Source organism: Hymenobacter sp. APR13 (assembly GCF_000737515.1).
Taxonomy (GTDB): Bacteria; Bacteroidota; Bacteroidia; order Cytophagales; family Hymenobacteraceae; genus Hymenobacter.
The window spans coordinates 3,917,149-3,931,497 of sequence record NZ_CP006587.1; the positions used below are offsets into that span (position 1 = coordinate 3,917,149).

Annotated in this window: 5 protein-coding genes and 1 tRNA gene; 3 read left to right on the plus strand and 3 right to left on the minus strand. The window is 65.1% G+C overall.

The features are described from left to right. Positions 1-232: 232 nt before the first annotated feature. The 3 genes from N008_RS16300 (at position 233) to N008_RS16310 (ending at position 9,565) form a co-directional block, all read left to right on the plus strand. The gene (locus tag N008_RS16300; protein WP_044017478.1) at positions 233-6,412 is read left to right on the plus strand and encodes a carboxypeptidase-like regulatory domain-containing protein; all 6,180 of its coding nucleotides are present in this window, start codon (positions 233-235) and stop codon (positions 6,410-6,412) included. A gap of 307 nt (positions 6,413-6,719) precedes the next feature. After that, on the plus strand, positions 6,720-8,603 hold the full coding sequence (locus tag N008_RS16305; protein ID WP_044017479.1) for a glycoside hydrolase family 13 protein: 1,884 nt from the start codon (positions 6,720-6,722) through the stop codon (positions 8,601-8,603). 11 nt (positions 8,604-8,614) lie between these two features. After that, positions 8,615-9,565: an ADP-ribosylglycohydrolase family protein gene (locus tag N008_RS16310; protein WP_044017481.1), complete on the plus strand. Its 951-nt coding sequence runs from the start codon at positions 8,615-8,617 to the stop codon at positions 9,563-9,565. A gap of 530 nt (positions 9,566-10,095) precedes the next feature. On the opposite strand, the gene N008_RS16315 is transcribed toward N008_RS16310, so the two are convergent. From N008_RS16315 to N008_RS16325, 3 genes are all read right to left on the minus strand, one after another. After that, positions 10,096-10,169, minus strand: a tRNA-Asp gene (locus tag N008_RS16315). A gap of 227 nt (positions 10,170-10,396) precedes the next feature. After that, entirely contained in the window at positions 10,397-11,830 is a 1,434-nt protein-coding gene (locus N008_RS16320; protein WP_044017483.1) for an alpha-amylase family glycosyl hydrolase, read from the minus strand. A gap of 88 nt (positions 11,831-11,918) precedes the next feature. Continuing rightward, positions 11,919-14,021 carry a glycoside hydrolase family 97 protein gene (locus N008_RS16325; protein WP_044017484.1) on the minus strand — a complete coding sequence of 701 codons (2,103 nt, stop codon included), beginning with the start codon at positions 14,019-14,021 and terminating at the stop codon, positions 11,919-11,921. Positions 14,022-14,349: the final 328 nt, after the last annotated feature.

A 14,349-nucleotide genomic window follows, 5' to 3' on the forward strand; every position in this document is an offset into this window, starting at 1 on the left:
CGTTGGTGTGCCGTTAAAACTGAGCGTTTGTGCAGAAAATTGCATTGCGGGACGAAATGGGGGCATATTCTTGCCATTGTGCTCGTTAGCTCTTCGAATGATGCCAAAAAAGTATTCTTTCTAAACGAGATTTTGCCGGTTTCGACCCCAACAGCCGCCGCCGCCTACCGGCGCGGTGTGGAATGTGGGGCCGGGCGGCATCAGCAGGGAAACACTCTATCCGTCCCTGCTTATGTTCCTACCGTTACGCGCCCTGTTCTGCCTGCTGCTGCTTGCGCTGCCGCTGCATCTGCCCGCCCAGCAGCGCCTAGCCACCGCCCGCCAGCGCAGCTACCTTACCAAAGTCTTCCGCCTCACCGACGCCCAGACCCGGCAGCTCTACGAAACCGACCTCAGCCGGGCCCGGCCCGAGTTCTTCACCCAGCCCGTCGACTCGTTTCCGACCGACAGCGCCGCCCTTGGCCGGCGCCGGCCGCTGCCGCCCGGCTACTACCTGGTGGCCCACACCGAAGGCGCCCAGCTGGTGTACTGGCTGCGTGCCGTCACGGACCGCCAGCTCACGCTGCTCGACAACCAGACCGACCTCACGCTACTGGTGCGCGACTCGCTGGGCCGGCTGCTCGAAGACGCCCGCGTGAGCTTGCCCAAAGGGCAGCTGGTGCCGTTTGATGCCGCCACGCGCAGCTACCGCCTGCCCGGCAAAGCCGGCCGCGCCGGGCTGCTGGCCGTGGAGCACGCCGGCCGCACCACGTTTCACGCGCTGGAACAGACGTTTCCGAGTGGGGAACGGCGGCGGCCGGTCTGGGGCTGGCGGCGGGTGGTGTATGGCTTTCCGCTGGGCTACCTCACCCGGCCGGTGCGCAGCCTGTATTTTCAGCTGCGACACCCCTCGTACAATACTACCGGGCTGGTGGGGCTGCTGCGCTCGGTGTTCAGCGAAGACGTGCGCGACCAGCGCCAGAGCCGCCGCCAGGACGAATGGGTGAGCTACCTCGCCCTCAGCAAGCCCCTGTACCGCCCCACCCACGACACGCTGCGCCTCAAAGCCCGCATCCTGCGCCAGCGCGACGGCCAGCCCTACAACCGTCCGCTGGAGCTGTGGCTCACCGGCGACCATCAGGCCAAAATCCGGCCGCTGGCGGTGCTGAAGCCCGTGCGCCCCGGCTCCTACGAGTACACGCTGCCCCTGAGCGATACGCTGAATCTGCGCGCCGACCAGACTGTGCGCGTCCGGCTGCTGGAACCCGGCGACGCGGGCAAGCAGCTGGCTAGCGGCAGCTTCCGGCTGGAAGACTACGAGCTGAAGAACACCCGCTACACGCTGCGGGCTGCCGAAACGCCCCACCGGCGCGGCACGCCGCAGGCCCTGTTTCTGCGCGGCCAGGACGCCAACGACCTCAACCTGCTCGATGCGCGGGTGCGCCTGAGCGTGACGCCGGCCGGGGTAGGGGCCTTCCTTGGCCGCCAGGTGTTTGTGCCCGACACGCTCTGGACCCGCGCCCAACCCCTCGATGCCACCGGCGAAACCCGCCTCAACCTGCCCGAAACCGCGCTGCCCGCCGCCAACCTCACGTACTCGGTGCAGGCCACTTTCCTCAACTCCGACAACGAGCGCCGCACCCAGGCCCAGGCCGTCAGCTACACCCTCGACCCCGGCGAGCTGCTGCTGGAGCTGCGCCACGATTCGCTGCTGGCCCGCTACGCAGTGCGCGGCAGCAGCCAACCGGCCACGGCTACTCTCGAAACCGAGTCCCTCAACTACCTCCAGGTGCCCACGCTGCGCCGCGAAACCGTGGCGCTGCCGCTGGCCCGCCCGCTCGACGCCCGCGCCACCCGCTACCGCCTCTTCGACGCCGCCGGCCACGAAACCCAGCTCACCCTGCACGAAGCCAACGCCGGCCTGCTGCTGCGCTCCGACCGCACCACCGACTCCATCCGGCTGGCTGTGGAAAACCCGCGCCGGCTGCCGTTCTGGTACTACCTCTACCGCGGCAACACGCTGGTGCAGCGCGGTTACGGGCCGGATTTTGCTCTGCAAACGGCCGCCGCGGGCCCGGAGCCGTGGTACGTGTCGGTGCACTATTTCTGGGGCGGGCAGCTGCTGACGGCCGAGTACAACGTGCCGCTGCCCCAGCACCGCCTGCTGATCCAAGCCGACCAGCCCGAGGTGGTGTACCCGGGCCAGCGGGTGCGGCTGCAGTACACCGTCACGGATGGCGGCGGGCGGCCCGTGCCCCGCGCCGACCTCACGGCCTACGCCCACACCAGCAAGTTTGAAGTGGACGAAGCCCCGGAAATCCCCGATTTCGAACCGGCCGTGGCCGGGCGGCTGTCGTTGCGGCGGTTCCGGCTGGGGGCCGGCTTCGAAAATCAGGCCGAGCGGCCGGGGCAGCAGCCGCTAATCTGGGGCGCGTGGCGGCAGCGCCTCGGGCTGGACTCGCTGCGCTTCTACCAGTTTCTGTATCCGGAATACGGCACGTTCCACGAGTACCAGCTTGCGCCGGGCGGCATCACCCAGATTTCGCCGTTCGTGGTGGACTCGGGGCGGGTGCAGACGGCGGTGGCCGTGTACGTGGATGGCGTGCCGGTGTACGTGGCTGGCGTCAACGGTGAGGAGCCGTTTGCGCTGGTGGCCGACAGCGGCCAGCACGCCGTGGCTGTCCGCACGCCCAACCGCCTCGTGACGCTGCGCGGGGTGCGGCTGCGCCACCTGCACAAACTCACGCTCAGCATCGACCCCAATCAACCCTGCCACGAGCTGACGGTGGAGAAGCGCGGCCCGCTCACCGAGGCCGAGCGCCAGCAGCTGCAACGCTTTCTGCTGCTGATCGATAAGCGCGACTACGACGAGCAGGTGCTGCTGCGCCAGGGCAACCGCCTGCAGCCCCTCGGCGCGGGCCGCCCGGTGCCGGTGGCCGGCGCTTCCACGCGCCGCTTCAGCTACAGCAGCTACAACCGCTACGACCGCGCCGATTTCCACCTCGCCGGCCCCTTTCGGCCCGATTCGGTGCTGCTGCGCCGCTCCGACGGGCTGCGGCGCAAGTTCCTGCTGGAGCCCAACTACCGCTTCACTTTCGGGGCGGGGCTGCTGAAGATGCGCTGCGTGGCTGGCTCGGAGTTTGGCCGCCTGGGAGAGGCCACCAGCTTCGGGGTGCTGCCGTTCCAGGATTTCGCCTACACCGAAGCCGACCTCAAGCCCCAGCCCGCCACCGGCTACTATCGCAGCAGCTACAGCCCCGAGCCGGAGCTGAACAACCCCGTAACCACGCCCGCCGGGCAGGGGCGGCTAACCGTGCGCCTGCCGGTGCCAGCCGCCGCCAACGCGGCCCGGCGCCAGCCTGCCACGCTGCCGCCGGTGCTCTACACGCTGCTCACCCAGCCCGCCAACCCCAAATTCGTGCGGCTGGAGCGCGGCCTGCCCCAGACCGTCCACGCGCTGCCCACCGGCCGCTACCGCCTAGCGCTGCTGCTGGCCGACAGCACCGTGCTGGCCCCGGCCCCGGAAGTCAGCGTGCAGCCCAACGGCGCCACCTACGTGCAGCTGGATTCTGCGGACTTGCTCCCGGCCGGCTCGGTAGCCCGGGCGCTGCGCCGCCGCTTCCAACAGTTGGTGCGTGAGCGGCTGCCCCGCGCAACTGCCGTCAGCCCGGCCCGCGAGGAGCGCCGCGAAGTGCAGGTGAAAGTGCCCGTGGTGCCGCAGCCGGGCTGGCGCGTGCAGCGCGGCCGCATCGAAGACAAGCAATCCGGCGAGGGCCTGCCCGGCGTCACGGTGCTGCTCAAAGGCACCACCATCGGTGTCAGCACCAACGCCGACGGCAGCTTCGAGCTGAGCGTGCCGCCGGACGGCGGCCTACTGGTGATTTCCTCCATCGGCTACGTATCAGCTGAGCACCGGCTGGATGGGCGTGACATGCTGGTGGGCTTAACTACAGATTCCAGACAACTAAGTGAAGTGGTAGTGGTAGGCTTCGGAGTGGAGCAGCGCCGCCGCAACCTGTCGGCCTCGGTTTCTACCATCGCCAGCGCCTCGCTGTCGGGCCGGGTGGCGGGTGTTTCCATTAACGGCCAGCCGGGCAGCAGTGTGGGCGTGCAGATCCGCGGGATCAGCACGCTCAGCGGGAGTGGGGCGCCGCTGCTGATTGTGGACGGGCTGCCGTTTTCGGGCAACCAGGCTGATATCAACCCCGACGATATTGCGGGGATGAAAGTGATGAAAGGAGCTGCCGCGGCAGCTACGTTTGGCTCGCGTGCCGCCAACGGCGTCATCGTCATCACCACCAAATCCGGCATTGGTGGCCGCAGGGCGCTGGGCTTCGATGCCGATCCGGCCGTGGCCATCGGCCCCGACGGCCAGCCCACCGCCGGCCGCGACCCGCGCCTCTCGCTGCGTCGCCGCTTCTCGGATTCCGGTTGGTGGCGACCCTCGCTCGTCACCGACGCCCAGGGCCGGGTTAGCACCGAAGTCATCGTGCCCGACGACATCACCGGCTGGGACACCTTCGTGCTGGCCTCCGACGACCACGCCCGCACCGGCACTTTCACGGCCCTGATGCGCTCCTTCAAGGCCGTGCTGGGCGAGCTGGCCGCGCCGCGCTTCCTCATCGAAGGCGACCGGGCGCAGCTGCTCGGCAAAACCCTCAACTACCTGCCCGACACCGCCCAGGTCACGACCAGCTTCCGGGTGGGCGAGGGGCCGGCCCGCAGCCAGCGCCACCAGGTAGCCACCGCCACCCTCGACACGCTCACCATCACGGCCCCCACCGGCGGCCCCGATTCGGTGGCGGTCAGCTTCCAGCTCACCCAGCCCAACGGCTACCAAGACGGCGAGCTGCGCTACCTGCCGGTGCTGCCGGCCGGCACCCGCGAGCGGGTAGGCACTTTCGCCGTACTCACCGCCACCGACACCACCCTCACGCTGCCCATCCGGCCCGAGCTGGGGCCCGTGACGGTGCGCCTGGAAAGCGACCCGCTGCCCACGCTCCTCGACGAAATCCGGCACGTGCAGCGCTACGCCTATCTGTGCAACGAGCAGGCCGCTTCCAAGCTGAAAACCCTGCTGCTGGAGCAGCGCATCCGCGAGCAGCTCAAGCAGCCATTTGAGGGGGAGAAGGACGTGAACCGCCTGATCCGGCACCTGCTGCGCGGCCGCCACCAGCCCGAAGGCCTGTGGGGCACTTGGCCCGGCGCGGCCGTCAGCCCCTGGGCCACGCTGCACGTGGTAGAAGCGCTGTTGGAAGCCACTCAGCAGGGCTACGCCGTGAAGCTCGACCGGGACGCGTTGCGCAGCTACCTGCTGCGGCAGCTGGACGTGGCCTTTGCCGATGCCGCCGCCCGTGCCGCGCTGGCCGCCACGCCCACCGGCCAGCGCTACGAGGCCCTGTATTTCCAGTCCGACGACGACCGAATCCGGCTGCTGCAGCTGCTGCACCGCCTCGGCGCCCAGCCCGATTTCCGCACCTACGTGCTGCGCCTGGAGCGCGAAGCCCCGGCGGGCAAAAAAGTCCGCCAGCCCCTCGACCGGTACCTGGCCCTGGCCAACCTGCGCCAGCAGCTGGGCCTGCCGTTTCAGCTGGACACGCTGCGCCGCTACCGCCTGCGCACCGAGCTGGGCGGCGTGTTCTATGCCGATACGCTGCGCGACGGCGCTTTCTACCGCTACCTGCTGCCCGACCGCACCGCCAATACGCTGCTGGCTTACCGCCTGCTGCGCGCCCGCGGCGGCCAGGAAGCCGAGCTGACCCGCATCCGGACCTACCTGCTGCAGCAGCGCCGCAGCGCCAGCCACTGGGGCAGCACCTACGAAGCCGCCCTGATCTTGGAAACCATCGTGCCCGACCTGCTGGTGGCTGGTTCTCAGGGCCTGATGGCCCGCGCCCAGCTCAGCGGCGCGCTCAGCCAGCAGGTAAGCAAATTTCCGTTCGACACCATCGTGGCGGCCGGGGCCGGGCCGCTGGTGCTGCGCAAGGAAGGCGGCCTGCCGGTGTATGCCACGGCGTATCAGTCGTTTTGGAATGCCGCGCCGGTGGCGGTGGCCGCGCCGTTTGGGGTGCGCAGCACGCTGGCCGGACAGGAGGGCAGCCGCGTGCTGCTGAAGGCTGGCCAGCCCGCCGAGCTGCTTGTAACCGTGGACGTGAAGGCCGAAGCCCGCTACGTGCTGCTGGAAGTGCCCATCCCGGCTGGCTGCTCCTACGGCGAAAAAGCGCCCGGCAACTTCTTCGAGGTGCACCGCGAATACCTGCGCCACCAGGTCGGCATCTTCATCGACGTGCTGCCCATCGGCCGCCACACGTTCCGGGTGGCGCTGCAGCCGCGCTACCGCGGCCGCTACACCCTCAACCCCGCCAAAGCCGAGCTGATGTATTTCCCCACCCGGTTCGGCCGCTCGGCCAGCAAGCAGGCCGTGGTGGAGTAGGGGCAGTTTGGCTGGTCCGGCGGCTTTTTGGAGCCGTCGGGCCGGTCGCCGCGTGCTGCCCCGGACCGGTGTAGAGACGCGTATTCGCGTCTCGTCGTTGAACGGCCGGAACCGCGCCAGCTAAACAACATCACCAACGACGAGACGCGAATACGCGTCTCTACACCGTTCTGCCAGGCAGTACCTACATTCTGGCAACGACCGGCCCGACGGCTCCAAAAAGCTGCCGGGCCGGCGGGCGTACCCGCCGAAACCAATAACTTCCGGCCTGCTAACGCCGTTGCCTGGTTTCTCACGCACTAGTCCCATGAAAAAAATGCTCTATACGCTGCTGCTGGCGGCTTCTCTGCTGCCGCTGGGCGCCGCGGCCCAGTCCATCACCCGCCTGAACCCCACCAACTGGTGGGTGGGCATGAAGCACAACACCGTGCAGGTGCTGGTGTACGGCCCCCAGGCCGGCACGCTCACCTACACCGTGAACTACCCCGGCGTGAAGCTGGTGAAAACCAACACCGTTGAGAACCCCAACTACGCCTTCCTCGACCTAGTAATTGCGCCCACGGCCAAACCCGGGCAGGTGGCGCTGGTGGGCAAGAAGGGCACGAAAACCGCGACCCAGAACTGGGAGCTGAAGGCCCGCGACAACGCGGTGAAAGCCCAAGGCGTCACGCAGGCGGATTTCATCTACCTGGCCATGCCCGACCGTTTCGCCAACGGTGACCCCTCAAACGACAAGTTTGCCGATATGGCCGACCCCAGCTCCGACCGCGCCCAGCCCTTCCTGCGCCACGGCGGCGACCTGCAGGGGGCCGCGCAGCACCTCGATTACCTGAAGGAGCTGGGCGTGACGGCCGTGTGGTTTACGCCCGTCATCGAAAACAACCAGGGCCTCACCGACGAAGGCGGGGCCAAACGCTCGGCCTACCACGGCTACGGCTTCACCGACCACTACACCGTGGACAAGCGCCTGGGCGGCAACGCCGCCTACAAGGCCTTCGTGCAGAAAGCCCACGGCATGGGCCTGAAAGTGGTGCAGGATGCCGTGTACAACCACATCGGCAACAACCACTGGTTTATCCAGGACTTGCCCATGAAAAGCTGGCTGCACCAGTGGCCCACCTACACCAACACCAGCTACCGCCAGCAGCCCATCACCGACCCCCACGCCGCCCAGATTGACAAGCGCGTGACCCTCGACGGCTGGTTTGTGCCCTTCCTGCCCGACCTCAACCAGCAGAACCCCTACGTGGCCAACTTCCTGATCCAGCACGCCCTCTGGACGGTGGAGAACTTTGGGGTGGATGCCTGGCGCATCGACACCTATATGTACAACGACCAGCCCTTCATGAACCGCTGCAACGCGGCCCTGCTGCAGGAGTACCCCAAGATTCACATTTTCGGGGAGTCGTCGGTGACCAGCATCGTGGACCAGGCCTACTACGTGCGCAACAAGATTGACTTTCCCTTTAAGTCCAACCAGCCCGGCGGCCTCGATTTCGTGCTGGAAAACGCCATGCTGGCCGGCCTGAAGGAAGTGGGCACGCCCGGCGCCACCGGCTGGGACAACGGTGCCCAGCGCGTGTACCAGGCCCTGGCCCAGGACGCCGTGTACCAGGACCCCACCAAGCTCGTCACCTTCATCGACAACCACGACCACAACCGCTTCCTCTCGGAAGTAGGCGAGGACGTTGCCAAATATAAGATGGGCCTGACCTGGTTGCTGACCACCCGCGGCATCCCGAGCATATATTACGGCACGGAAATCCTGATGAAGAACTTCAAGGACCCCTCCGACGCCGAAGTGCGCCGCGACTTCCCCGGCGGCTTTCCTGGCGACCAGCAGAACAAGTTCACGGCCGCCGGCCGCACCGAGGCCGAAAACGACGCCTTCCGCTTCGTGAGCACCCTGGCCAACTACCGCCGCACCCACCCGGTGCTCAGCTCCGGCCAGCTGATGCAGTACCTACCCGAAAACGGCCAGTACGTGTACTTCCGCTACGCTGACGCCGGCACCGTCATGGTAGCTTCCAACACCACCGATAAAGCCGCCAGCCTGCCCACCGCCCGCTTCTCCGAGCGCATGACCGGCTTCACCAAAGCCCGCAACGTCCTCACCGGCGAAACCATTTCCGACCTGAAAACCCTGCAGCTGCCCGCCAAAACGGCGCTGGTGCTGGAGCTGATGAAGTAGCCTTCACCCCTATGACAAATACCCCCGAATCCCAGCTCCGGGCTGCCCTGTTGGGTTTGGCCGTGGGCGATGCGCTGGGTGTGCCGGTGGAGTTCCAGAGCCGCGCCGCCCGCCGCCACGACCCCGTGGTGCATATGCGCGCTTACGGCACCCACCACCAGCCCGCCGGCACCTGGTCTGATGATGCCTCACTCACGTTCTGCCTCGCTGAAGCCATTGCTGATGGCTACACCGTGGGCAAGCTGGCCGAGAACTGCTGCCGCTGGTACTACAAAAACTTCTGGACGCCCCACGGCTCCGTGTTCGACATCGGCATCACCACCCGCGAGGCCCTGCAGAAGCTCAAAGCCGACCCTGACCTAATTCTGGCGGGCGGCACCGACGAGTTCAGCAATGGCAACGGCGCCCTGATGCGGATTCTGCCGCTGGCTTTCTACCAGGAGCAGGCCCCGCCGGCCGCCCGGTTTCAGCTGATCCGGGAGGCTTCGGCCGTCACGCACGGCCATATCCGCTCGGCGGTGGCGTGCTGGCTGTACCTGGAAATGGCCCGCCACCTGCGCGCCGGCCTGGCCCCGGCCGCGGCCTACGCCCAACTGTGCGCCGAAACCCCGGCCCAGCTGCGGGAGCTGCGCGTTCCAGAACCGGAAGTAGCCCAGTTCGACTACCTGCTCACCGGACAACTGGCTGATTTTCCGGAGCAGAAGATCCGCAGCGGCGGCTACGTCATGCACACGCTGGAAGCCAGCCTGTGGTGTTTGCTGCGCCACGAAACCTTTGCCGAAACCGTGCTGGCCGCCGTCAACCTCGGCGACGATACCGACACCACCGGGGCCGTAGCGGGCGGTTTGGCCGGCCTGTATTATGGCGAGGCCGCCATTCCAGCCGAGTGGCTGGCCGTGCTGGCCCGCCGCGCCGACATAGAGGAGCTAGCTCGCCGCATGTTGGCTGCCATGAGCCGCTGATGGCTGAAAAGGTATCAGGAGCAGGGCTCCACAGAAAAGGCCCGGCGTATTAGCCGGGCCTTTTCTGTGAAGGCAGGAAGTGCAAAAGGTGGACGCTACTTGCTGAAGGCAAGCATGCGCAACAGCCCTCTTTTCTTTTCTGGTTTGTAGTAAGTGAAATTGGGCCGGTGCAAAACGGGTTTGCGCCAGGTTCTTTTGAAAGCGGGGGGGAGCAACTCCGTACAAGTAGCAGTTACCCGGGTTGGAACAGCGGCAACGGCCTGCTCAGCCGCGAGCAGCATAGCAGTACCTGCGCCCAGTAGGCGAAGTGCGAAATAGGTCATAGGTGTCTGATGATGAAGTGGAACAGCCACCGAATATAGAAAATCGAAATATAGTTTATATAAAATAAGTTAAAAAATATAGATAAATTATACCAATTAGGTATAGTGCAGCGGAATCTTGCGCAGTGGCCACAAGGTACAGAGGGTAGTGCCCAGCCAAGCCCGGAAAAAGCAAAAGGCCCTTCAGATTTCTCTGAAGGGCCTTTGCGGTCCGGACGGGACTCGAACCCGCGACCTCCGCCGTGACAGGGCGGCATTCTAACCAACTGAACTACCGAACCAGTTCATCTTGCCGGTCAGACCGTGTGTCCTTCCGTTTTGATGATGCAAATATAGAAGGCCGGTTCTGACTGTGCAAACAAAAAACTGCCTTGGTGGCGCATAGCAGGGGTTTTAGGGGAGGTATTACTCTGCTAGTAAAGGCAATAGATTGAAAAAAATAAGCTGAAATATTTTTTCAATCTGTTCCGGACGCTGCGGCTGCCCTGGCCATAGCGCCCGGAATGCGCTATTTCTTCAGCACCAGATAGGCGTACGCGGGTAGTGCAAGCTGCGTGTCCAGCGTCACGGAGTTGCCGGTCAGGGCATCCGTCCAGGTGGTGTTGGCCAGGTTGGCGGGCAGGGTGTACACCTGAGGCGAGTTGCGGGTGTTGGCGACTACAAACGCCTGCTCGGAGCCGGCCGTTTTGGTGAAGGCGCACACGTTGCGGGTGCTGAGTGGGGTGGGCGTGCCCACGCGCAAAGCGGCGCTGCCGGCGCGGGCGGCCAGCAGTTGCTTGTAGGCGCGCTTCACATCGGGGTTGCGGCCCCAGCGCACCTTCACGCTGGTGAACGGGAACGTAATGGCCTGGCTCATGCCGGTTTCCTGGCCGTTGTAAATCATGGGGACTCCTTTATAGAGGGCCGTCACAACAAAGGCCGACATGGCGCCTTCCTTGCCACCGAACAGCGTTACGGGCGTGCCATCGGAGCCGTTTACGTCGTGGTTGGTGATATAGCGCACCACCTGCTGAGTGCCGGAGGCGCCATTATACTCACTGTTGTTGAGGGCGTCGAAATTGCTGACCGCGCTGGCTCCGTTCTTATACACCTGGTAGATGCCGCCGTACCAGCCAAAGCCGAAGTTGTAGTCGAAGCCGGAGCTGAAGTTGGCGGCGCGGGTGCCCTCGGCCAGCAGCAGCAGCTTATGGCTCTTAATGTTACGCAGCGTATCGGTGGCCTGCTTCCAGAAATCGTTGGGCTGGAAGTCGGCGTAGTCGAAACGGAAGCCGTCTACGTTGGCCGTGTACACCCACGATTTCAGGGCCGAAATCATTTCCAGGCGCATGGCCGCGTTGGTGAAGTCCAGCTGGGCCACGTCGTTGTATGTGGTACCGTTGTTGGATACGGGCGTGATGGCGCCGGCGGCGTTTTTCTGGTACCAGTCGGGGTGCTGCGTAATCCAGGGGTTGTCCCAGCTGGTGTGGTTGGCCACCCAGTCGAGCATCACAGCCATGTTGCGCTGGTGCGCGCCGTCCACCAACGCCCGCAGGTCATCGAGGGAGCCAAACTCGGCGTTTACCGACTTGTAGTCCTTCACGGCATAGGGCGAGTTCACCGATTTGCTGTCCGTACCAATCGGGTAAATCGGCATCAGATACAGCACGTTCACACCTAGGTCCCGGATGGAATCAAGTCGGGCCGTGACACCGGCAAAGTTGCCGGTCTGGCTGAAGGCGCGCATGTTCACCTGGTACATCACCGCGTCCTGGCGGTTGGGTACGCCCGCGAAAGGCGTGCCGTACTGCGGAATTGGTGGCGGGCCCGGGTTGGTCGGGGGCGTGGGCGTGGTCGGGGTGGTAGGGGCGGGGTCGTCGGTGCCCGACGATTTGCAGGCGCTCAGCAGCCCGGCAGCTACAAGTAGGGTCAGGCCGGTGCGGTGGATATTGGTAAACAGTGACATAGGGCAATGGGGAATGGTGGGAATTGTGTTGGTAGGAAACTTCCAGAACGTCATGCTTCGACAAGCTCAGCATGACAGTTACCGGTTGCTACAGCGGCCGGAGGCTGATGGCCGCGCCGCCGCCGGGAGCCAGCTGCAGCTTGAGCGTGGATTTGCTGCTGACTTTCTGCCTGCGGATCTGGTAGGCCTCGGGGTTCTGGTCCCAGCTGGCGCCTTTGCCGTCGGCGTAGATAGTGGCCTCGTACTGCCGGCCGGGCGTCAGGAAATCGAGCTTGACGGTTTGCTGGCGCGGGTTTTCGTCGGTGATGCTGCCCACAAACCAGTCTTCGCGGCCCTTGGCTTTGCGGGCGGTGGTGATGTACTCGCCGGGCTCGGCGGCTAGGATGCGGGTGTCGTCCCAGTCCACGGCCACGTCCTTGATGAACTGGAAGGCGTCGGGGTGCTGCTCGTAGGCTTCGGGCAGGTCGGCGGCCATCTGCACGGGGCTGTACATGGTCACGTACAGGGCCAGCTGCTTGGCCAGGGTGGTGTGCACCTGCCGGCCCTTGTTCTGGGCGGGGTTCCAGGCTTCCAGCTTGATGCGGAAAATGCCGGGCGTGTAGTCCATGGGGCCGCCCATGAGGCGGGTGAAGGGCAGGATGGTTTCGTGCTCGGGCGGGTTGCCGCTGCTCCAGGCATTGAACTCGTTACCCCGGGCCGCTTCCGAAGCCAGCCAGTTGGGGTAGGTGCGGTGCAGGCCGGTGGGCCGTACGGCCTCGTGCATGTCCACCATCAGCTCGTTTTGGCCCAGCAGCGCGGCAGTGTGGTTGAAGTGGTTTACCATCCACTGGCCGTCGTGGTGCTCCCCGCGCGGGATGATGCGGCCCACGTAGCCGGTTTTCACGGCGGCGTAGTTGTGCTTCTTCATGAAGCGGTAGGCGGCATCCTGGCGCCGCTCGTAGTTGGTGACCGAGCCCGAGGTTTCGTGGTGCATCATCAGCTGCACGCCCTTGGCGGCGGCGTACTGCTGCAGCTCCGTCACGTTGAAATCGGGGTAAGGCGTCACGAAGTCGAATACTTCTTCCTTCCAGTTGCCGGCCCAATCTTCCCAGCCCACGTTCCAGCCCTCCACCAGCACGCTCTGCAGGCCGTTTTGGGCGGCAAAGTCAATGTAGCGCTTCACGTTGGCGGTGTTGGCCCCGTGGCGGCCGTTGGGCCGGAGGCGGCTCCAGTCGGTGCCGGCCAGCTTGATATTGCTGGTGTCGGCGTAGTTCCAGCTGGCCTTGTTCACGTGCATCTCCCACCACACGCCCACAAATTTCTGGGGCTTGATCCAGTCGGTGGTGGGGAATTGGGTGGGCTCGTTCAGGTTCAGAATCAGCTTACTGGCCAGCACCTCGGGGGCTTTGTCGCTCACCACGATGGTGCGCCAGGGCGTGTGCTCGGGGGCCTGCAGGTAGGCGGCTGCGCCGGTGGCCGAGGGCACCAGGTGGCTGCGCAGGCCGTAGGTGGCGGGGGCCACGTCCAGCATCATGGCCGGGTAGTTCACCAGCGCGGCCTCGTGGATGTTCACGTACAGCCCGTTGTCGGCCTTCAGCATCAGGGGCGTCTGCACGCGGTGGGGAGCGGCTTTCTGCTGGATGGCCTCGATGGGGGTGGTGTTCACCTCGCTCAGGCGGGAGGTGGTGTAGGCGTACTCGTTGGAGTCGTAGTCGCCCGGAATCCAGAAGGCCTTGTGGTTGGCGGGCAGGTTGAACTCGGTCAGCTCCTGCTGCACCGTGAAGTAGCTGAGGCCCACCTGTCGGGGCACCTCGTAGCGGAAGCCCACGCCGTCGGCAAACACCCGGAACACCACGTCGAGGCGGCGGCCGGGCTGCTGGGGCTGGCGCAGGTGCACCGTGAGCTGGCGGTAGTGGTTACGGATGGTTTTCACCTCGCCCCACACCGGGTTCCAGGTTTCATCCACATCCTTGGTTTCGGAGCCGGTGATTTCCAGCGGCCCCTCGAAGCCCGGCCCGTCGGCCAGAGCCAAACCCAGCCGGGAGGGGTTGATGACGGGTTTCGAGCCGAATTGCACGGCGTAGGTGGGCTGGCCGGCGGCGTTGCGGGCCACCTGCAGGCGCACGTTAGCAAGCTGCACGGTAAGCGGGGCGGTGGCCTGCGCCGCCGCCGAACCCGCCGGCAACAGCAGCAGCCAGAAATACTGACGCATGGGAATTTGAAAAGGGGAGCGGAACGTAGCGGCCGGACCAACTGTCGGCCCGGAACACCACAAAGCAACCCATCCGTGCCCACCCGCGGAATTTATCAAGCCCGCGTCAAGAAAATATAATTGGGTATTGGGGTTAAAATATTGATTTGTAAGTTATTGTATTGAAAATAGTTGATGAAAATATAGACGAGATATTGCATGAGTTGAAGCCGATTTCAGCAATTGGGAAGAGTATTGGATTGAGGTGCACGATGTAGAGACGCAATATTTTGCGTCTCATCGTTGCTGACGTTGTTCAAACAGCGTGGTGCCGGCCGTTCAACGACGA